Consider the following 23985-nt stretch of genomic DNA (forward strand, 5'->3'; position numbering starts at 1 on the left):
GTGAACGACGACACCCGGCAGCTGCTGGCGGCCTGGAACGACACCACCACCGACGTCCCGGAGGCGGGCCGCACGCTCGCCCGGCTGCTCGCCGAGCAGGCGGCCCGCACCCCGGACGCGACGGCGCTGGTGTTCGAAGGCGAGTCCCTGACCTACCGCGAACTCCACGGGAAGGCCGGCGCGCTCGCGCACCTCCTGGTCGAGCGGGGCGTGGGCCCCGGCGTCCTCACCGGCGTCTGCGCCGACCGATCCCTTGAGCTGGTGATCGCCCTGCTGGGGGTGCTCAAGGCCGGCGGCGCCTACGTCCCGCTCGACCCGGACTACCCGGCCGACCGGCTGGCCTACATGGTCGCCGACAGCGCCGCTCCCGTCGTCCTCACGCAAACCCACCACAGAAACCTGTTCGACGCCGAGACGATCTGCCTCGACACGCTCGACCTCGGCACGGCCGCCGAGCCCGAAACGACGACGTCCACGAAGGACCTCGCCTACGCCATCTACACCTCCGGCTCGACCGGCCGCCCCAAGGGCGTGCTCGTGCCGCACGAAGGCATCGTCAACCGGCTCGCCTGGACGCAGGCCGAGTACGGCCTCACCGCCGAAGACCGCGTGCTGCAGAAGACGCCGTCCAGCTTCGACGTCTCCGTCTGGGAGTTCTTCTGGCCGCTGCTGACCGGCGCCACGCTCGTCGTCGCGCGCCCCGGCGGCCACCGCGACCCGGCCTACCTCGCCGGGCTGATCCGCGCCGAGCGGATCACGACCGTCCACTTCGTCCCGTCGATGCTGCAGGCGTTCCTGCTCGACCCGGCCGCCGCGACCTGCACCGGCCTGCGCCGCGTGCTGTGCAGCGGCGAAGCACTGCCCGCCGAGCTGCGGGCGCGCTTCTTCGAGACTCTCCCGGGCGTCGAGCTGCACAACCTCTACGGCCCCACCGAGGCCTCGGTCGACGTCACGTACTGGGCGTGCGACCCGGCACAAAGGACTGTCCCCATCGGACGTCCGGTGTGGAACACCCGAACGTACGTCCTCGACGCCGAGCTGAACCCGGTCGCGCCCGGTGTGGCCGGTGAGCTTTACCTCACCGGGATCCAGCTGGCCCGCGGCTACCACGGCCGGCCGGGCCTGACGTCCGAGCGGTTCGTGGCCAGCCCCTTTGAGCCGGGGGAGCGGATGTACCGCACCGGCGACCTCGCCCGCTGGTCGGAAGACGGCGCGCTGGAGTACCTCGGCCGCACCGACCACCAGGTGAAGATCCGCGGCCTGCGCGTCGAGCTGGGCGAGATCGAGGCCGTCCTCGACCGGCAGCCCGGCGTCGGCGGCTCGTGCGTGCTGGCCCGCGAAGACCGCGAAGGCGACCAGCGCCTGGTCGGCTACGTCGTCCCGGACGGTGCCGCGCCCGACGTCGACGCCCTGCGCGCGGCCCTGGCCGGGAATCTGCCGGAGTACATGGTGCCGGCTGCCTTCGTCGTCCTGGACGAGCTGCCGCTGACCCCGAGCGGCAAGCTCGATCGCAAGGCGCTCCCCGCGCCGGACTGGTCCGCCGCCCGCACCGGCCGCGCCCCGCGCACCCCCCGCGAAGCCGCGCTCTGCACGCTGTTCTCGGAGATCCTCGGGGTCGACGGCGTCGGCATCGACGACGGCTTCCTCGCCCTCGGCGGCCACTCCCTCCTCGCCGCCAAGCTCGTCTCCCGCATTCGCGCGACGCTCGGCGTCGAGGCCGCCATCGGGGACATCTTCCGCGCGCCGACCCCGGCCGGCCTCGCCGAACTCCTCGAAGACGCACCGGAAGCACGCCCGGCCCTGACCCCGCGCTCCCGGCCCGAGCCGATGCCGCTGTCGTTCGCCCAGCGCCGGCTGTGGTTCCTCGACCAGGCCGACACCCGGAACGCGAGCTACCACATCCCGCAGGCCGTCCGCCTCGACGGCCCGATCGACGCGGACGCGCTGCGCGGGGCCGTCGGCGACGTCATCGCCCGCCACGAAACCCTCCGCACGGTCTTCACGAGCGACGGCGACGAGCCGGTGCAGCAGGTCCTGCCGTCCGCGGAAGTCCCGTGGGCCACCGGAGAGTCCACCGAGGACACTCTCGCCGCCGACCTGACCACGGCCACCGAAGCGGACTTCGATCTCACCCGCGACCTGCCGATCCGCGCCACGCTCTTCACCCTGCCCGGCGACGCGGCCGTGCTGCTGCTCGTCGTCCACCACATCGCGAGCGACGGCTGGTCCTTCGCCCCGCTCCTGCGCGACCTCTCGACCGCCTATGCCGCCCGTACCACCGGCGGAAGTCCTAAGTGGACCCCGCTGCCGGTGCAGTATGCGGACTACACGCTGTGGCAACAGGAACTCCCCGTCGAGCGCGACCTCGCGTACTGGCGTGACGCCCTGGCCGGGCTGCCCGAAGAACTCCCGCTGCCCGCCGACCGCCCGCGTCCGGCGGTCGCGAGCCACCGCGGCGGCGTCGTCCCGGTGGACGTGCCCGCCGACGTCCACCGCCGCCTGACCGAGCTGGCCGCGGCCGAAGGCGCGACGCTGTTCATGGTCCTGCAGGCGGCGTTCGCCGCCCTGCTCACCCGCCTCGGCGCCGGCGACGACGTCCCGGTCGGCTCGCCGGTCGCCGGCCGCACCGACGCCGCCCTCGACGACCTCGTCGGGTTCTTCGTCAACACCGTCGTCCTGCGCACGGCCACCGGCGGCGACCCGACGTTCCGCGAGCTGCTCGACCGCGCCCGCGAGACGTGCCTGGCCGCGTTCGAGCACTCCGAGGTGCCGTTCGAGCGCGTCGTCGAAGAGCTGAACCCGGCCCGCTCGCTCGGCCGCCACCCGCTGTTCCAGGTGCTGCTGGTGCTCCAGAACAACCTGGCCGCCGAGCTGACCCTGCCGGGCGTCCACGCGTCCGGCGAGCGCGTCGACATCGGCTACGCGAAGTTCGACCTGGCCGCGATCTTCGAGGAGCGCGACGGCGAGCTGACCGGCCTGCTGGAGTACGCGAGCGACTTGTTCGACCGCGACACCGCCGCCACGCTGGCCGGCCGCCTGCTGCGCGTCCTCACCGCTGTCGCCGCGAACCCGGACGCCCGGATCGGCGACCTCGACCTCCTCGACACGGCCGAGCGGGTCCAGGCCGAGACGGGTGGCATGCCCGCGCCCGCCGCGACGGCGATCACCTTGCACGAGCTGCTGGAGAGCCACGCCCGCCGCACCCCGGACCGCGCCGCGCTGCTGTTCGAGGACCGGGCCGTCACCTACGCCGAGCTGGACGCCCGCGCGAACGGTGTCGCCGCGCTCTTGACCGGCGTCCCGGCCGGGCGGATCGTCGCGATCTGCCTCGACCGCGGGCCCGACCTGGTCGCCGCGATCCTCGGGGTGCTCAAGGCCGGGTGCGGCTACACGCTGCTGGACCCGTCGTTCCCCGCCGAGCGGCGGCAGCTGCTGGCCGAGCAGGTCGGCACGCCGATCGTGCTCGACGACCTGTCCCAGGTGGACTCCACGGCGACCCCGCCGAACCGGGTGGTGTCACCCGCCGGACCCGCCTGCGTCATGTTCACCTCGGGCTCCACCGGCACGCCGAAGGGTGTCGTCGCCTCGCACGAAGCCGTCGCCACGACGATCCTCGGCCAGGGCTACACCGGTGCCGTCTGGCTGCAGACCGCCCCGGTGTCGTGGGACGCCTTCGCGTTCGAACTGTTCGGTGCCCTGCTCACCGGCGCGACCTGCGTCCTGCAGCCCGGCCCGAAGCCCGAGCCCGCGCTCATCGCGGACCTGGTCGAACGCCACGGCGTGACGACGATGTTCGCCTCGGCCAGCCTGCTGAACTTCCTGCTCGACGAGTACCCGGCGGTGTTCACGCAGGTCAGCGACGTCTACACCGGCGGCGAAGTCGCGTCGGTCGCCCACGTCACCAAGGCCCTCACGGAGTTCCCGGACCTGCGCCTGACCAACGCCTACGGGCCGGTCGAGAACATGATCTTCGTCAGCGGCCACCGCGTCACGTCGGCCGACTTGACCGGCGCGCCCATCCCGATCGGCGTGCCGCTCAACGGCAAGCGCGCGTACGTCCTGGACGAGCGGCTGCGGCCGGTCGCGCCCGGCGTCGTCGGCGAGCTGTACGCCGCGGGCGGCGGCATCGCGGACGGCTACGTCGGCCGTCCCGACCTCACCGCCGTCCGGTTCGTGGCGTCGCCGTTCGAGGCGGGGGAGCGGATGTACCGCACCGGCGACCTGGTGCGCCGCCGCGCCGACGGCGTGCTCGAGTACGCCGGCCGCGCGGACGACCAGGTGAAGATCCGCGGGTTCCGCGTCGAGCCGGGCGAGATCCGGACGGCGCTGGGCACGCACCCGGCGGTCACCGAGTCCGCCGTCGTCGTCCGCGAGGACCGGCCCGGTCAGAAGCTCCTGGTCGCCTACGTCGTGGGTTCGCAGGCGGACTTCCGCGCGTACCTCACCGAGCGCCTGCCGGAACACCTGGTGCCGAGCGCGTTCGTCCTGCTCGACGCGCTGCCGCTGACGCCCAACGGCAAGCTCGACCGCCGCGCCCTGCCCGCCCCCGACCGCACGACCACGAGCCGCGCGCCGCGTACCCCGCGCGAAGAAGTCCTCTGTGGACTCTTCGCCGACGTCCTCGGCGTCGAGACGGTCGGCGTCGACGACGGGTTCTTCGCCCTCGGCGGGCACTCGCTGCTCGCCGCCCGGCTCGTCGCCCGCGTCGGCGCGGTGCTCGGGGTCCGGATCGGGGTCGCGGACGTCTTCCGCGCCCCGACCGTCGCCGGGCTGGCCGCGGTGCTCGACACCGCCCGGGCCGCCCGCCCGGCCGTGGTGGCCCGGCCGCGTCCGGCCGTCCTGCCGCTGTCGTCCGCGCAGCGCAGCCTGTGGTTCGTCGAGCAGCTCGACCAGGCCGGCGCCACCTACAACGTCCCGCGCGCCCTGCGGCTGACCGGTACCCTCGACGTCGCCGCGCTGCGCCAGGCGTTCGCCGACGTCGTCGAGCGCCACGAGGCGCTGCGGACGGTGTTCCCCGACACCGACGGCGTGCCCCGCCAGGAGGTCCGCCCGCTCACCGAGCTGCCGTGGACCGAAGCGGCGGTCGACATCGCCGAGTTCGCCGCCCGCGAGTTCGACCTGGCCGCCGACCTCCCGATCCGCGCCGCGCTGGTCCCCGACGGTGACGACCACGTCCTGGTGCTCGTCACCCACCACATCGCCGGCGACGGCTGGTCCTTCGGCCCGCTGCTGCGCGACCTGTCGACCGCCTACGCGGCCCGGGTGACCCAAGAAAGTCCGAAGTGGACTCCACTGCCGGTCCAGTACGCGGACTACGCGCTGTGGCAGCGGGACCTGCCCGAGGACTCCCTGGACTACTGGGCCGACGCCCTCGCCGGGCTGCCCGACGAGATCGCCCTGCCCTTCGACCGCCCGCGCCCGCCGGTCGCTAGTCACCGCGGCGCGGTCGTGCCGGTGGCCCTCGACGCGGACCTGCACGCCCGGCTCCTGCACCTCGCCCGCGGCGAGCACGCGACGCTGTTCATGGTGCTGCAGGCCGGGTTCGCCGCCCTGCTGTCCCGGCTGGGCGCCGGGGACGACGTCGCCGTCGGCACCCCGTCGGCGGGCCGGCCGGACGCCGCGCTCGACGACCTCGTCGGCTTCTTCGTCACGACCCTGGTGCTGCGCACGGATCTGGGTGGCGACCCGAGCTTCACCGAGCTGGTGCGCCGGGTCCGGGAAAGCTCGCTCAAGGCGTTCGACCACGCCGACGTCCCGTTCGAGCGGGTCGTCGAGCGGCTGAACCCGGCTCGCTCGACCGCCCGGCACCCGCTGTTCCAGGTGATGCTGGCGCTGCAGAACAACGTCGCGGCGAACCTGGCCCTGCCCGGCCTGGCCACGTCGGACGTGCCGGTGACCACCGAGACGGCGAAGTTCGACCTCACCCTCAACCTGGAGGAGACCACCGCCGGGATCGGGGGCTACCTCGAGTACGCGACCGACCTCCTGGACCCGGGTACCGCGGCCGACCTGGCCGACCGGTTCGTCCGCCTGCTCACCGCCGCGGTCACCGCCCCGGACGCCGCGCTGTCCACTGTGGACTTACTGGCGGACCGCGAGCGCTTGGCCATCGAGACGGCGAACAGCGAGACGGCTCGGCCACTGCCGGACACTTCGGTGATCGAGCTGTTCGAGACGCAGGCCGCGGCCACCCCGGAGGCGCCCGCGCTGGAGTTCGGCGCCACGACCCTGACCTACGCCGAACTGAACACCCGGGCCAACCGGCTCGCCCACCACCTCGCGGCGCGTGGCGCGGGGCCCGAGCGGTACGTCGCCCTCGCCCTGCCCCGCGACGAACAGCTGATCATCGCGATGCTGGCCGTGCTCAAAACCGGCGCGGGCTACCTCGCGCTCGACCTGGAGTACCCGGAGGACCGGCTGGCGATGATGCTGGAGGATGCCGCCCCGGCACTGGTCCTGACCCGCGACGACCTCGTCTTCACAGATCAGACGGAGAACCTGCCGCACACCGCGTCGCCGGACAGCCCGGCGTACGTGATCTTCACTTCCGGCTCGACTGGGCGCCCCAAGGGCGTCGTCGTCCCGCGCCGGCCGCTGCTCAACTTCCTCCTCGACATGGTCGACCGGTTCGGCATCACCGCGGGCGACCGGCTCCTGGCCGTCACGACCGTCGGCTTCGACATCGCCGGCCTGGAGATCTTCGCGCCGCTGCTGGCCGGGGCGACCGTCGTCCTCGCGAGCCGCGACGACGTGCGCGACACCCGCGCGCTGGCCGCCCTCGCCGCGGACGGCGTCACGCTCCTGCAGGCCACGCCGAGCCTCTTCCACGCGCTGCTGGCCGAGCCCGTCGACCTTTCCGAAGTGCACGTCCTGGTCGGCGGCGAAGCCCTGCCCGACGACCTGGCCGTCGCGCTGCGGGCGCGGGCCGCGTCGGTGACCAACATGTACGGCCCGACCGAGACGACGATCTGGTCGACCACCGCCCGCGTCGGCGAAGGCGCGCCGACGATCGGCACGCCGATCGCGAACACCCAGGTCCACGTGCTGGACCGCGCGCTGCGGCCGGTGCCGGCGGGCGTGCCGGGCGAGCTGTACCTCGCCGGGGACGGCGTCGTGCGCGGCTACCTCGGCCGCCCGGACCTCACGGCGGACCGGTTCGTCGCCTCGCCGTTCGCGGCGGGGGAGCGGATGTACCGCACCGGCGACCTGGTCGCCCGCCGCCGCGACGGCGAGATCCGGTTCCTCGGCCGCGTCGACCACCAGGTCAAGATCCGCGGCTTCCGCATCGAGCTGGGCGAGGTCGAGGCCGTGCTGGCCACCCACCCGGCCGTCGCCCTGCGCGCGGTCGTCGTCCGCGAGGACCGGCCCGGCGACAAGCGCCTCGTCGCCTACGTGGTGGCGCACGGGAGCGTCGAGGTCGACGACCTGCGCCGGCACCTCGCCGCCGCGCTGCCCGGGTACATGGTGCCCTCGGCGTTCGTGCTGCTCGACGAGCTGCCCCGGACGCCGAACGGCAAGCTCGACCGCAAGGCCCTGCCCGCGCCGGCCCTCGAAAGCGGCGCCGGCCGGCTGCCGCGCACCGCCCGCGAGCACGCGCTGTGCGAGCTGTTCGCCGAGGTCCTCGGCGTGCCCGAGGTCGGCGTCGACGACGGCTTCTTCGACCTGGGCGGCCACTCCCTGCTGGCCACCCGGCTGGCCGGGCGGATCCGCGCGGTGCTCGGCCTCGACGTCACCGTGCGGGCACTGTTCGCGAACCCGACCGTCGCCGGACTGAGCGAGAGCCTCGGCGACACCGTCGCGGCTCGCCCGGCCGTCACGCGCCGCTCGCGCCCGGAGCGCCTCCCGCTGGCGCCGGGTCAGGAGCGGCTGTGGTTCCTGTCTCGCATGGACAGCGAGGACACGTCGTACCACATGCCGATCGCCTTGCGGCTGCGCGGCGACGTCGACGCTTCGGCGCTCCAGGCGGCACTGTCCGATGTGGCCGGCCGCCACGATGCCCTGCGGACGTACTACGCCGAGGACGAGTCCGGTCCGCACCAGGTGGTCCTGGACGACTTCGAGGTCCCGTTCGAGGTGACGACCGGCTCGGTCGCCGAAGCCGCCCGGACCCCGTTCGACCTGGCCGCCGCCCCGCCGGTGCGGTCGTGGCTGTTCAGCGAGGGCGACGAGCACGTCCTGCTGGTGCTGACCCACCACATCGCCGGCGACGGCTGGTCGATCCCGGTCCTGCTGGGCGACCTCGCCACCGCGTACGCCGCCCGCCTCGACGGCCACACTCCCGAGTGGACCCCGTTGCCGGTGCAGTACGCGGACTACACGCTGTGGCAACGGGAACTCGACACCGACATCGCCTACTGGACGAACGCTCTCGCCGGTCTGCCGGAGGAACTGGCCCTGCCGTACGACCGTGTCCGGCCGGCCACCGCCGACCACACCGGCGGGTCCGCGGCCGTCGCGATCCCGGCGGAGCTGCACTCGCGGCTGCTCGACCTCGCCGCGGGGCAGCGCGCGACCCTGTTCATGGTTCTGCAAGCCGCACTCGCCACCCTGCTGGCGCGGTTCGGCGCCGGGGACGACATCCCGATCGGCACCCCGGTCGCCGGCCGGGCGGACCCGGCCCTCGACGACCTCGTCGGGTTCTTCGTCAACACCGTCGTGCTCCGCACGGACCTCAGCGGTGCGCCGACGTTCGCCGAGCTGGTCGACCGCGTCCGCGAAGCCGACCTGAGCGCGTTCGAGCACGACGACGTCCCGTTCGAGCGCCTGGTCGAGGAGCTGAACCCGGCCCGCTCGGCGTCCCGGCACCCGCTGTTCCAGGTGATGCTGGTGCTGCAGCAGGACAACCCGCCCGTCACCCTGGCCGGAGTGGACACCGAGCCGTACGAGGTGGCCCGCGCGGTCGCCAAGTTCGACCTCACCGTCGCCCTCGAGGAACACGCCGGGGGGATCACCGGTGCCTTCGAGTACGCGACCGCGCTGTTCGACGCCGCCACCGCCGAGCGCCTGGCCGCCGCGTTCGTCCGGTTGCTGGAGCAGATCGCCGACGCACCCGCGAAGCCGGTGACGGCGTACGACGTGCTCACCACCGACGAACGCGACCTCGTGCTGACCGCGGGCAACGCCGCGCAGGTGAGCACCGAGCCCGAGGACTGCCTGCACACCGTCGTCGAACGCCAGGACCCCGACGCCGTCGCGATCCTGTTCGAGGGCGAGTCGCTGACCTACGGCGAGCTGAACGCCCGCGCCAACCAGGTCGCCCACCACCTCCTGGACGATGGCGTCCGCCGCGGCGAGGTCGTCGGCGTCCTGCTGGACCGCGGCCTCGACTTCGCCGCCGCGGTGCTCGGGGTGCTCAAGTCCGGCGCCGCCTACACCCTGCTGGACCCGAGCTACCCGGCCGAACGCCTGGCCGCGGTCACCGAGCAGGCCGGTGTCAAGCGAGTCCTGAAGACGCTGCCCGGCCACCCGGACCGCACGAACCCCGGCGTCGAGCTGACCCCGGCCGACCTGGCCTGCGTCATGTTCACCTCGGGCTCCACCGGCGTGCCCAAGGGCGTCGCCACCTCGCACCGCGGTGTCGTCGCGACGATGGGCCAGGGCTACGCGACCTTCGACGCGGACCAGGTGTGGCTGCAGTGCGCGCCGGTCTCGTGGGACGGGTTCGCGCTCCAGCTGTTCGGCGCGCTGCTCCACGGTGGCCGGACGGTCCTGCAGCCCGGCCAGAACCCCGAGCCGGACCGCATCGCGGCCCTGGTCGTCGAGCACGGCGTCACCGTGCTGCACGCCTCGGCGAGCCTGTTCAATTACCTGCTCGACCAGGAACCGCAGGTCTTCACGGTGCTGCGCCGCGCCATGACCGGCGGCGAGCCGGCGTCCGTCGAGCACGTGACGAAGGCGCTGCGCGAGTACCCGGACGTCGCGCTGATCAACGGGTACGGCCCGGCCGAGAGCATGGGCTACACGACGTTCCACCCGATCACCCCCGCCGACGTCGACGGCGTCGCCATCCCGATCGGCCGGCCGGTGGCGAGCAAGCGCGCCTACGTCCTCGACGCGCACCTCGCCCTCGCCGCGCCCGGTGTCACGGGTGAGCTGTACCTCGCGGGCCACGGCCTCGCCGACGGCTACCGCGGCCTGCCCGGCGCCACCGCCGAGCGGTTCGTCGCCTCGCCGTTCGTCCCGGGTGAGCGGATGTACCGCACCGGCGACCTCGTGCGCTGGCGCGCCGACGGTGTCCTCGAGTACGTCGGTCGCGCCGACGACCAGGTCAAGGTCCGCGGGTTCCGCGTCGAACCCGGCGAGGTCCGGGCGGTGCTGGCCCGCCACGACGGGGTCGAGCAGGCCGCGGTCGTCGTCCGCGACGGGCGCCTGATCGGATACGTCGTCGGCTCGGCCGAACCCGCTGTCCTGCGGGCGTACCTGGCCGACCGGCTGCCGGACTACCTGGTGCCGTCGGCGATCGTGCCGCTGCCCGGGCTGCCCCGCACCGCGAACGGCAAGCTGGACCGCCGCGCGCTGCCCGCGCCGGACTTCGCGGCGGGTTCGCGCCGCCGGCCGCGGACCGTCACCGAGAACGTCCTTTGTGGACTCTTCGCCGAGGTGCTCGGGCTGCCCGAGGTCGGCCTCGACGACGGCTTCTTCGAGCTGGGCGGGCACTCGCTGCTGGCCGCCCGGCTCATCGGCCGGGTCCGCGCCGTGCTCGGCGTCGAGCTGGGCATCCGCGACCTGTTCCGCACCCCGGCCGTCGCCGGGCTGGCCGAGATCCTCGGCGACGCCGCCCCGGCGCGCCCGCCGGTGACCCGGCGCGAGCGGCCCGAGCGGCTGCCGCTGTCGTTCGCGCAGCAGCGGCTGTGGTTCGTCGACCAGGCCGAGGAGGCCAACGCCGGCTACGACGTCCCCCGTGCGCTGCGGCTGCGTGGCCCGCTCGACGTGCCCGCGATGCGAGCCGCGCTGGCCGACGTCGTGGAGCGGCACGAGTCCCTGCGCACGGTGTTCCCGGCCCACGAAGGCGAGCCGTGGCAGGAGATCCTGACCGCGCCGTCGATCCCGTGGACGATCGTGGAGTCCACCGAGGACGCGCTGCCGGACGTACTCGCGGAGGCCGCGGCCCACGTCTTCGACCTGCGGACCGAGCTGCCGATCCGGGCTCACCTGGTCGAGGTCGCCGCCGACGACCACGTGCTGCTGCTGGTGCTGCACCACATCGCGTCCGACGGCTGGTCGGCCGCGCCGCTGTGGCGCGACCTGGCCACCGCGTACGCGGCCCGCCTCGACGGCGACGCTCCGAAGTGGACGCCGTTGCCCGTCCAGTACGCGGACTACACGCTGTGGCAGCGCGAAGTCCTCGACGAGCCGGAGATCGCCGGCCAGCTCGCCTTCTGGCGTGACGCCCTCGCCGGCGCCCCCGAGGAGCTGACGCTGCCCGCCGACCGGCTCCGCCCGGCCGTGGCGAGCCACCGCGGCGGCTCGGTCGAGTTCGCGCTGGGGGCGGACGTCCACCAGGGACTGGCCGAGCTGGCCCGCTCCGGTGGCGCGACGCTGTTCATGGCCCTGCAGGCCGGGTTCGCGGCCCTGCTGTCCCGGCTCGGGGCCGGCGACGACGTGCCGCTCGGCACCGCCGTCGCGGGCCGCGGCGACACCGCCCTCGACGACCTCGCCGGGTTCTTCGTCAACACCCTGGTGCTGCGCACCGACGTCGCCGGGCAGCCGACGTTCCGGCAGCTCCTGGCCCGGGTCCGCGACGCCGGGCTGGCCGCGCTGGCCCACGCCGACGTCCCGTTCGAGCGGGTCGTCGAGGAGCTGAACCCGGCACGTTCGGCCGCGCGGCACCCGCTGTTCCAGGTGATGCTGGTGCTGCAGAACAACGCCACCGCGCAGCTCGGCCTACCGGGCCTGGCCACCGAGGGGGTGACGGTCCGCCGCGACGTCGCGAAGTTCGACCTGACCGCGGGCATCGAGGAGAACCACGCCGCGGACGGCACCCCGGCCGGGCTGACGGGGCAGCTGGAGTACGCCGCCGACCTGTTCGACCCCGCCACGGCTTCCTCGATCGCCGAGCGGTTCGCACGGTTCCTCACCGCGGCCGTCGCCACCCCGGACGTCCCGGTGACCGACCTCGACCTGCTCGCCGACGGCGAGCGGTCCGCGCTGCTGGCCCAGGGCACGACGACGGCCACCGCGCCGGCGATGCGGCTCCACGAGCTGGTCGAGCGCCGGGCGGCCTGGGCCCCGGGCGCGACCGCGCTGGTCTTCGAGGGCTCGTCGCTCACCTACGGGCAGCTCGACGTCGAGGCCAACCGGCTCGCCCGGCACCTGGTCGCCGAAGGCGTCCGCCGGGGCGACCTGGTCGGTGTCCACATCGGACGCTCGCCGCGGCTGGCCGTCGCGCTGCTGGCCGTGCTCAAGGCGGGAGCGGCCTACACCGTGCTGGACACGGACTTCCCGGCCGAACGCCTGGTCGGCGCGCTGCGGCGGACGTCGGCCGCGGTCGTCCTCACCGATGGCCGCTCGTTGCCCTGGCGGCGGATCGACGTCGTCGAAGACGCGGCCGCGATCGCCGTCCGCGACGGCGGTGCCCTCGGGGTGGCGGGCAGCCCGGAGGACCTCGCCGTGGTCATGTTCACCTCCGGCTCGACCGGCGTCCCCAAGGCGGTCGCGGCCCCGCACCGCGCGGTCGTCGGCACGCTGACCGGCCAGGACTACGCCGGGTTCGGCCCGGACGACGTCTGGCTGCAGTGCGCGCCGGTGTCGTGGGACGCGTTCGGCACGCAGCTGCTCGGCCCGCTGCTCTCGGGCGGCAAAGTCGTCCTGCAGCCGGGCCAGCGTCCCGAGCCCGCCCTGATCGAGGACCTGGTCGTGGCGCACGACGTCACGGTCCTGGACGTCTCGGCGAGCCTGTTCAACTTCCTGGTGGACGAGCACCCGGCGGTCTTCACGACGGTCCGCCGCGCGATGACCGGTGGCGAGGCGGCGTCGCCCGCGCACCTGGCGAAGGTGCTGCGGTCCTACCCGCACGTCGCGGTGATCAACGGTTACGGCCCGGCCGAGACCATGGGCTTCAGCACCTTCCACGCGGTCACGGCGGTCGACGGCCCGGTCCCGATCGGCCGGCCGGTCACCGGCAAGCACGCCCACGTCCTCGACGCGCGGCTGCGGCCGGTGCCCGCCGGGGTCGTCGGCGAGCTGTACCTGTCGGGTGCCGGCACCGCTCACGGCTACCTCGGTCAGCCCGGGGCGACGGCCGAGCGGTTCGTCGCTTCGCCGTTCACGGCGGGGGAGCGGATGTACCGCACCGGTGACCTCGCCCGCTGGAACCGCGACGGCGTCCTCGAGTACGCCGGCCGCGCGGACGACCAGGTCAAGATCCGCGGCTTCCGCGTCGAGCCCGGCGAAGTCCAGGCCGTCCTGGCCCGGTACGACGGCGTCACGCAGGCTGCCGTGGTGGCTCGCGACGGGCTCCTGGTCGCCTACGTCGTCGGCACCGCCGACCCGGCCGCGGTCGCGGAGTACGCCGCCACGCAGCTGCCCGACCACCTGGTGCCGTCGGCGATCGTCCCGCTGGCGGACCTGCCGCGGACGGCGAACGGCAAGCTCGATCGCGCTGCCCTGCCCGCACCGCAGCGGGTCGTCGCCGGGCACGTCGCCCCGCGCACACCCGCCGAAGTCACGCTCGCCGCGATCTGGGCCGACGTCCTCGGCATCCCCGAGCCGGGCGTGGAGGACAACTTCTTCGCCCTCGGCGGCCACTCGCTGCTGGCGGCGAAGGTGACCGGCCGGATGCGCACCGAGTTCGGCGTCCGGCTGGGCGTCCGGGCGCTGTTCGAGGCGCCCACGATCGCGGCGCTGGCCCGGCTGGTACCGGACGCGTCCACAGTGGACTTCGCGCCGATTCCGCTCCGCGACCACGCGGCGAGGACCCCGCTTTCGCCGGTGCAGCGCGGACTCTGGTTCGCCGAACGGCTCGCGCCGGGTTCGGCGGAGTACCTGGTCCCGCTCGCGCTGCGGATCGAGGGCGACCTCGACGTCGAGGCACTGGCCGGTGCGCTGTCGGCCGTGGTGGCCCGGCACGAGGTGCTGCGCAGCCGGTTCGTCGAGGTGGACGGCGAGCCGGCGCAGGTCGTCGACCCGGTGCGGCCGCTCCCGCTCCCGGTCACCGGCGTGAGCGACGTCGAGGCGTTCGTCCGGTCGCAAGTGGACACCCCGCTCGACCTCGAACACGGCCCCGTGGTGCGCGCCGCACTCGGCCGGGTCTCGGCCGGCGACCACGTCCTCGTCGTGCTCCTGCACCACATCGTCGCCGACGGCTGGTCCATGGGCCTGCTCGCCGCCGAGCTGCGCGACCACTACGCCGGGATCCGGCCGGCCGCGCTGCCGGTGCAGTTCGGCGACGTCGCCGCGTGGCAGGCCGCCGCTTCCGACGAAGCCGGGCTCGCCTTCTGGCGCGACGCTCTCGACGGCATGCCGCACGTCGCGGAGCTGCCCGCCGACCGGCCCCGGCCGCTGGTCCGGGACATCCACGGCGCCAAGACCCCGGTGCACGTCCCGGCGGACGTCGTCGCCCGCCTGGCGGCGCTGGGTGCCGGGCAGGGCGCGAGCCTGTTCATGACCGTGCTCGCCGCGTTCGAGGTCCTGATCGGCCGCTACACCGCGATGCGGGACTTCGCGATCGGCACCCCGGTGTCCGGCCGCGCCCACCCGCAGACCGAGCCGCTGGTCGGGCACTTCGTCAACACCGTCCCGCTGCGCGCCGACCTGACCGGCGACCCGGCGTTCACGGAGCTCCTGCGCCGGGTCCGCGCGAGCACGCTGGCGGCGTTCGACCACGACGACGTCCCGTTCGACCGGATCGTCGAGCTGCTGCGCCCGCAGCGCGACCTCACCCGCACCCCGCTGGTGCAGATCGTGTTCGCGCTGCAGAACAACGAGCGGGCGGGCTGGGCGCTGCCCGGCTTGGCCGTCGAGCAGCTCGCCGTCGACACGCGGGTCAGCAAGTTCGACCTCGAACTCGCCCTCGCCCAGGACGCCGACGGTGCCTTGACCGGCATCTTCGAGTACCCGACCGCGTTGTTCGACGCCACCACGATCGAGCGGCTGGCCGGTCACTTCACGACGCTGCTCCGAAGGATCGCCGACGCGCCCGAAACCCCGGTCGGCGAGCTGGACCTGCTGAGCGACGCCGAGCGCACGCACTTGGTGCACGGCGTCAACGCCACCGAAGCCGCCTACGACGAGAGCGTCTGCCTCCACCACCTGATCACCGAGCAGGCGCGGAAGACGCCGGACGCGGTCGCCGTCGAGTACCTCGACGAGAGCATCGACTACGCCGAGCTGGAACGGCGGGCCGGCGTCCTCGCCGCGCGGCTGATCGGCCACGGCGTGGGCCCGGACGTCCCGGTCGGCCTGCGGATGGACCGCTCGATCGACCTGATCGTCGGCCTGGTCGCCATCCTCAAGGCCGGCGGCGCGTTCGTCCCGATCGAGACCGACGCACCCGAGCCCCGGGTCCTCGGCATCCTCGGCGACGCGAACTCGCCGGTCTGCCTGGTCGACGCGGGCGCGGAAACGCCGTCAGGCGGTGAAGTCGTCTTCCTCGAAGTGTCCGATGTGGACGGAGACGCGCCGGAGCTGCCGGACACCACCCACCCGGACAACCTGGTGTCGATCTACTACACCTCCGGCTCGACCGGGAAGCCGAAGGGTGTCGCGAGCAGCCACCGCGGCTGGGTCAACCGGCTGCGCTGGCACCAGGACACCTACCGGCTCCGGCCGGGCGAAGCCGTCCTGCAGAAGACGACCCTGGTCTTCGACGACGCGGCCGTGGAATGCCTGTGGCCGCTCGTCGCCGGCGGGCGCGTCGCGCTGATCCCGCCGGGCCTGCACCGCGACCCGGCCGCCATCCTGGCCGGTGCCCTCAAGCACCGGGTCGTCAACCTGCAGTTCGTGCCGAGCATGCTGACGCTGTTCCTGGAGCAGCTGACGCGAGCCGACTGTGCCGCGCTCGGGACGGTGCGCAACGTCATCACCAGCGGCGAAGCGCTCCAGCCGGAACTGCTGAAGCTGTTCTTCGACCGGCTCGGCACGACCGCGACCCTGCACAACCAGTGGGGCGCGACCGAGGTGTCGATCGACTCGACGATGCGCGTGTGCGTGCCGGCCGACCTCGAGGGCGCGGGCTCGGTCAGCGTCGGCTCGCCGATCGCCAACAACCAGATCCACGTCCTCGACGAGCACTTCCGGCCGGTCCCGGTCGGCGTCCCCGGTGACCTGTTCATCGGCGGTGTCGGCCTGGCGCGCGGCTACCTCGGCAACCCGGGCAAGACGGCGGCGGCGTTCCTGGCCAGCCCGTTCGTCCCCGGCGAGCGGCTCTACCGCACCGGCGACCGCGGCCTGCGCACCCTCGACGGCGCGCTGACGTTCCTCGGCCGCCAGGACTCGCAGGTCAAGATCCGCGGCATCCGCGTCGAGCCGGGCGAGGTCGAGCAGGTGCTCCTGGAGCTGCCGGGGGTGCGCGAGGCGGCCGTCACGGTGTGGCAGCCGACGCCGGGGGACAAGCGTCTCGCCGGGTACGTCACCGCGCAGGCCGGCGTCACGCTCACCGAAGCCGGGATCCGTGAACAGCTGCGCGAGCGGCTGCCCGTCTACCTCGTGCCGACGGCGCTGAGCGTGCTGCCCGAGTTCCCGACCACGACCAGTGGCAAGATCGACCGCAAGGCGCTGCCGGCGCCGGCAGCGGCCGGCGCCGAGTACCGGGCGCCGGAAGGCCCGGTCGCCGAGCTGGTCGCGTCGGTGCTCGGGAACGTCCTCGGCGTCGAGCGCGTGGGCGCCGATGACAACTTCTTCGACCTGGGCGGGCACTCCCTGCTGGGCGTCCGGGTGGTCGCCGAGCTGCGCAAGCGGCTCTCGGCGGACATCCCGATCCGGCTCATCTTCGACTCGCCCACGGTCGCGGAGCTGGCGGACGCCGTCACCCGCGCCACCCGCCGCGAGTTCGAAGCGATCCCGAAGCGGCCGGACGGCCCCGCGCCCCTCGCGGGCGTGCAGGTCGGCATGTGGCTGGCCGACCGGATGGCGCCGTCCAGCGCGGAGTACCTGGTGCCCAACGCGGTCCGCCTGCGTGGCGCCCTGGACGTCGACGCTCTGGCGGCCGCGCTGACGAAACTGGTCGAGCGGCACGAGATCCTCCGGACCCGGTTCGTGGAGATCGACGGCGAGCCGAAGCAGATCGTCGACCCGGCCGGTCCGGTCCCGCTGCCGATGACCGAGATCGACGCGATCGAGCCGTTCCTCGGCGCCCGGCCCATCGATCTCGCCGCCGGCCCGGTGTTCGCCGCGGCCCTCGGCCAGCTCGGCGACGACGACCACGTCCTGGTCCTCTCGGCCCACCACATCGTCCTCGACGGCTGGTCCGAAGGCCTCCTCGCCGAGGAGCTGCGCGACCTCTACGCGGGCATCGACCTGCCGCCGCTGCCGGTGCAGTACGCCGACGTCGCGACCTGGTCCCGGCCGACCGAAGCGGACGTCGAGTTCTGGCGGACGCAGCTGGCCGGCGTCCCGCAGGTCGTGCGGCTGCCCGCGGACCGCCCCCGGCCCGCGGTGCGCGACCCGCGGGGCGCGCGGTACGAGTTCAGCGTCCCGGCGGACCTGGCCACCCGGCTCGGCGAGCTGGGGGCGGAAGCCCGGGCCAGCCTGTTCATGACGCTGCTGGCCGGGTTCCAGGTCCTCGTCTCCCGGCACACCGGCCTTCGCGAGTTCGCGATCGGCAGCCCGGTCGCCGGCCGCGACCACCCGGACACCGAGCGGCTGATCGGCCAGTTCGTCAACACCCTCGCCCTGCGTGCGGACCTGACGGGCTCGCCGGGCTTCACCGAGCTGCTGGAACGCGTCCGGGAGACGGCGCTGAACTCCTTCAGCCACCAGGAGGTCCCGTTCGACCGGGTCGTCGCCGAGCTCCGGCCCGACCGCGACCCGAGCCGGAACCCCCTGGTGCAGCTGATGTTCGCGCTGCAGACGGTGTCCGAGGGCGGCTGGGAACTGGGCGACCTGGACTGCGAGCCCCTGGGCGTCGAGACCGGCGCGGCCAAGTTCGACCTCGCGATGGTGCTGCGCGAGCAGCCCACCGGCGCGGTCGACGGCGTCCTCGAATACCCCGTCGCGCTGTTCGACGAGGAGACGGTCGCCGCGTTCGCCGAGCGGTACCTCCGGCTCCTCACCGGATTCGCCGCCGACCCGCGGCGGCCGGTGGACCGCGTCCCGATGCTCGACGCGGCCGAGGTCACCCCGCTCGACGGGAACGCGCCGGGCGGGACGTTCGCCGGGCTCATCGAGTCGCAGGTGCGGCGGAATCCCGATGCCCCGGCCGTCGTGGCCGGGTCGGACTCGCTCACCTACGGCGAGCTGGACGCGGCGGCCAACCGCGTGGCCAGGGTGCTGCGGGCTCGCGGTGCCGGTCCGGAGAAGGTCGTCGCGCTGCTGCTGCCGCGCTCGGCCGACCTGGTCGTGGCGCAGCTCGCGGTCGTCAAGACCGGGGCCGCGTTCCTCCCGGTCGACCCGGGCTACCCGGAGGAGCGCATCCGGTACATGCTCGACGACGCGAACCCGGTGCTCACGCTGCGGGAGCTGCCGGTGTCCACAATGGACGACGGCCCGCTGGACGTCGAGGTCGGGCCGGAGAACGCGGCGTACGTGATCTACACGTCGGGCTCCACCGGACGGCCGAAGGGCGTCGTCGTCAGCCACGCCGGCCTCGCCACGCTGGTCGCGAACACCGTCGACGCCTACCGGGTCGGCCCGGGCGACCGGGTGCTGCAGTACGTGTCGCCGAGCTTCGACGCGTCGATCCTGGAGCTGTGCGCGTCCCTGATGACCGGCGCCACACTCGTCGTGACCCCGCCGGGCCCGCTGCTCGGCGACCAGCTCCGCGACGTCCTCGCCGAAGGGCGCGTGACGCACGCGCTGATCCCGCCCGCGGCGCTGGCCACGGTCGAGGACGCGGACCTGCCGGACTTCCGCACGGTCGTCGTCGGCGGCGACGTCTGCCCGCCGGAGCTGGTCGCGAAGTGGGCGCCGGGCCGCCGGATGCTCAACATGTACGGCCCGACCGAAGCCACGGTCGTCTCCACGGTGTCGGAACCCCTGGTGCCGGGCGAGCAGGTGACCATCGGCCGGGCACTCGAGCACACCCGGGCGTACGTCCTGGACGACCGCCTGCAGCCGGTGCCGCCGGGCGTGGCGGGCGAGCTGTACGTCGCGAGCCCGGGCCTGGCCCGCGGCTACCTCGGGCGGCCGGGGCTCACCGCGAGCCGGTTCGTGGCGAACCCGGCGGGCGGGCGGATGTACCGCACCGGCGACCTGGTCCGCCGCACCCGCGCCGGCGAGCTGGAGTTCCTCGGCCGGACCGACGACCAGGTCAAGATCCGCGGCTTCCGCATCGAGCTCGGCGAAGTCGAGTCCGCGCTGCGGGCGCACCCGGCGCTCACCGCGGCCGTCGTCCTGGCCAAGCCGGACCCGGCCGGGCAGAAACGCCTGGTCGCCTACACCGTCGGCGACGTCACCCCCGCGGACCTGCGGACCTTCCTCGGGCAGCGGCTGCCGGAGCACCTGGTGCCGAGCGCGTTCGTCGTGCTCGACGCGCTGCCGGTCAACGCCAGCGGCAAGCTCGACCGCGCCGCCCTGCCCGAGCCGGCCGAGGAGACCGCGGACTACGTCGCCCCGAGCAGTCCCGAGGAACAGCTGATCGCCGGCATCTGGGCCGAGGTGCTCGGCGTGCCCCGCGTCGGGCTCGGCGACGACTTCTTCGCACTGGGCGGGCATTCCGTGCTCGCCGCCAAGGTCCGCATGCGGCTGCAGGCCGCCTTCGGGGTGGACCTGCCCCTGCCCGTGCTGTTCCAGACCACCACGGTCGCCGCGCTCGCCGCCGTGGTCCACACCGAGATCGAGGCCGAGCTCGCCGGCATGTCCGAGCAGGAGCTCCTCGACTCCCTCTCCGAGGAGGCCAGCGCATGACCACGTTCGACATCCGCCCCGAAGCCGGCGCCGACGCCGAGCGCGCCGCGCGGCTGCGGGCCGCGGTGCTCGCGAAGCGCCTGCGCGGCCGGGCCGCCGCGCCGGTCCGCGCGTTCGGCCGGGCCGACCGCGCCGCGCCGCTCCCGCTGTCGGCGGGCCAGCAACGCCTGTGGTTCCTCGACCGCCTCGACCCGGACAGCGCCGAGTACGCGGTGCCGCTCCTGCTCAGGCTCGACGGCGCCCTCGACGTCGACGCGCTGCGCCGCGCCCTCGACGCCCTCGTGGCGCGGCACGAGATCCTGCGCACCACCTACCTGGCCGAGGACAACAAGCCGCGGCAGGTGATCGGGGCTCCCGAGCCGGTCGAGCTGCCCGTGGTCGACGGCGACCTGGACGCGGTGCTCGCCGAGTACGTGAGCCGTCCGTTCGACCTCGCGGCGGGTCCGGTGTTCCGGGCGATGCTGGTCCGCGAGGCACCCGAGCGGCACGTCCTCGCGCTCAACGTCCACCACATCGCCTGCGACGGCTGGTCCCTGCCGATCCTCCTGGAGGACCTGCGCAAGCTCTACACCGGCGCCGAGCTGCCCCCGATCGAACTGTCCTATGCGGACTTCGCCGTCTGGGAACAGTCCCGGGTGGACGTCCACGACGCCGATCTCGCCTACTGGAAGGACCGGCTCGCCGGACTCGAGACCCTGGAGCTGCCCGCGGACCGCCCGCTTCCCGCCCAGCGCGACCACCACGGCGCGTCGGCCCGCTTCACGATCCCGGCCGACGCCGCCGAGGCAGTGCTGAACCAGGGAAAGAGCACGGGGGCGACGCCGTTCGTGACGCTGCTCGCCGCCGCGTACGTCGTGCTCGGACGGCACACCGGGCGCGAGGACATCGCCGTCGGCACCCCGGTCGCCGGGCGCGGCCGGGCCGAGCTGGAGCACATGGTCGGGTTCTTCGTGAACACCGTCGTCGCCCGCGGTGACCTGTCCGGCGACCCGGACTTCGCCGCCCTCGCCGACCGCGTCCGCGCGGCCCGGCTGGCCGACCAGGCGCACGAAGACCTGCCCTTCGAGCGGCTGGTGCAGGAGCTGGCCCCGGAGCGCGACCTCGCGCACACCCCGGTCGTCCAGGTCATGTTCGCCGTCTACGACTCTTCGCCGGGGGAAGCCTCCCTGGGGGACCTCGCCGTTTCGCCGGTGGACCTGCCCTCGTCGACGGCGAAGTTCGACCTGATGATCTCCTTCGTGCGCCAGGCGGACGGGTCCGTGGAAGGCGTCCTCGAGTACGCGACCGCGCTCTTCGACCAGGCCCGGATGGACCGGATGGGCGAGCACTTCGTCCGGCTGTTCACCGAGCTGGCCGCGAAGCCCGGCGTCCGGCTGTCCGAAGTGGACATCCTCGGCGCCGACGAGCGGAAGCTGCTCCTCGAAACCTGGAACGCCACCGCCGAGCCCTACCTGCGCGGCACGCTGCACGGCCGGATCGCCGAGCAGGCCGCGTCGAACCCGGACGCGATCGCGGTCCGCTGCGGTGGCGCCGAGCTGACCTACGCCGACCTGGAAGCCCGCGCGACCCGGCTGGCCCAGCGGCTGCGGGCCCACGGCGTCGGCGTCGAAACCCCCGTCGGCGTGCTCTGCGAACGCGGGCCCCTGCTGCTGCCGGTGCTGCTGGCCGTCCTCAAGACCGGCGGCCACTACATCCCGCTGGATCCGGCCTACCCCCAGGACCGCAAGGAGTACATGCTCCGCCAGGCCGGCGCCCGCGTGCTCGTCACCACCCGCCGCTACGCCGGTGAGAACCTCGGCGACGTCGTGATCTTCGCCGACGAGCCGGTCGCCGACGACCCGGTGCCGTGGCAGGACCCGGTGGTCGACCCGGAGAACCTCGCCTACATCATCTACACCTCCGGTTCCACCGGCCGCCCCAAGGGCGTGATGATCAGCCACCGCGGCGTGCTGCACTACCTGGACTGGTGCCGCCAGGCCTACCGCGCCGACGAGGGCGACGGCGCCCCGGTGCACTCCTCGCTCGCCTTCGACCTCACCGTCACCGGACTGTTCCTGCCGCTGCTGTGCGGGACGACCGTGACGCTCGTGCCGGAGGACGAGCACCCGGTGGCCGGCCTCGCCGACGTGCTGACGAGCGGACGCAAGTTCAGCTTCGTCAAGCTCACCCCGGCGCACCTCGAACCGCTGCGCCGCTGCCTGACGCCGGAAGCCGCCGACGCCGCCGCGCACCTGGTCGTCGGTGGCGAGCAGCTCACCGCCGAGGCCCTGGAATTCTGGCGCGAGAACGCCCCCGAAGTCGTCGTGGCCAACGAGTACGGCCACACCGAGACGTCCGTGGCGAACGTGATCAACCTGCTGCCCGCCGCCGAATGCGTCACGACGCCGATCTCGGTGGGCCGCCCGATCTGGAACACCGAGGTCTACCTGCTCGACGAGCACCTGCGCCCGGTCCCGGCCGGCGTCACCGGCGAGCTGTACGCGGGCGGCGCCGGCGTCGCCCGCGGCTTCGCGGGCAACCCGGGGCTGACCGCCGCGAAGTACGTGGCGAACCCCTTCGGCCCCGGCCGGATCTACCGCAGCGGCGACCTCGCCCGCTACCTGCCGGACGGGCGGCTGGAGTTCGTCGGCCGCACCGACCACCAGGTCAAGGTGCGCGGCTACCGCATCGAGCTGGGTGAGATCGAGGCCGCGCTGGTCGGCGGCCCCGGCGTCGTCGAGGCGGTCGCGGTGGTCCGCGACGGTGCGCTCGCCGGGTACGTCTCACCGTCCACTGTGGACGTCGATGCCCTGCGAGCGCACCTGTCCGAGCGGTTGCCCGAGTACATGGTCCCGTCCACCCTGACCACTTTGGACACCGTGCCGCTGACGTCGAACGGCAAGATCGACCGCGGCGCGATGCCCGTCCCGGACGCTGCCCCGGTGTCGACGTCCGGGGTGCTCCCGCGCGACGAGCTGGAGATGGCCCTCGCCAAGCTGTGGGAGGACCTGCTGGGGAGGCGCGTCGGCGTCACCGACGGCTTCTTCGGCGTCGGCGGGCACTCGCTGCTGGCGGTGGTGCTGGTCGACCGGATCCAGGCCGAGCTGGGCGCGACCGTCGGGCTGGCCGAGGTGTTCCGCGCCCCGACGATCCGGGCCCTGGCCGACCTCATCCGCGCCGGGGGGAGCGCCGGGGGGCTGGTCGTGCCGCTCTCGCCGGGCCGCGCGGGTGTCGCCCCGCTGTTCCTGCTGCCGCCGACCGCCGGGAGCCCCTTCCCGTACCTGCAGCTGGTGGCCGAGCTGGATCCGGCGCTGCCGGTGTTCGGGCTGCAGGCGCCCGGGTTCGCGCCCGGCGAGGACCCGGTGCACACCATCGAGGAGCTGGCCGCCGCGTTCGTCGCCGACCTCCTGCCGGTCGTCGGGGATCGTCCGATCCGGCTCGCCGGCTGGTCGCAGGGCGGGTCGGTCGCGTTCGAAATGGCCGCCCAGCTGGAAAAAGCCGGCCGTGCGGTCGAGCACCTCTGCGTCATCGACGCGACCGTCCTCGGCGTCGACGACTACGGCAACCCGCTGCCCGAGGTCGACACGAGCGACCCCCTCGCGTGGTTCGGCGAGGCCGTCCTGAAGCTGGCCCCGGGTGCCGTCGACACCCTCGACGAGATGCTCGCCGAGGCGCGGGACCGCGGCATGGTTTCGGAGGTCGCGGGTAACGCCGTGGTCGAGCAGATGGCGCGCGTCTACCTCGCCGGCAAGGACGCCGTCGAGGCCTACCGCTGCCGGGCCGTCGTCGACACCGGCATCCACCTCATCACCTCCACCGGCACCCACCCGGTGAAGGGCCGCCCGGAGGTGCGGCCGGAGAGCTGGCGCGCCCGCACGCGCGGCGAGCTCACGGTGACGCCGGTTCCGGGTCACCACTGGGACATGGTCGAACCGCCGCACGTGGCGGAGCTGGCCCGGGCCGTGCTGGCCGGGCTCGCCGTGACCGCCGACGAGTGAAGGAGAA

The 23985-nt window shown here is 73.9% G+C and carries 2 protein-coding genes; both read left to right on the forward strand.

Annotated elements, in window-relative coordinates:
• Positions 1-20001 (forward strand): non-ribosomal peptide synthetase, encoded by a 20001-nt coding sequence (locus tag AA23TX_RS35435; protein ID WP_155547043.1) that lies wholly within the window; start codon positions 1-3, stop codon positions 19999-20001.
• The gene (locus tag AA23TX_RS35440) at positions 19998-23978 is read left to right on the forward strand and encodes a non-ribosomal peptide synthetase (protein ID WP_155547044.1); all 3981 of its coding nucleotides are present in this window, start codon (positions 19998-20000) and stop codon (positions 23976-23978) included. The genes AA23TX_RS35435 and AA23TX_RS35440 overlap by 4 nt, the downstream gene beginning before the upstream one ends.
• Positions 23979-23985 lie beyond the last annotated feature (7 nt).

Origin of the sequence: Amycolatopsis camponoti (genome assembly GCF_902497555.1) — a bacterium.
GTDB classification, from domain to species: Bacteria; Actinomycetota; Actinomycetes; order Mycobacteriales; family Pseudonocardiaceae; genus Amycolatopsis; species Amycolatopsis camponoti.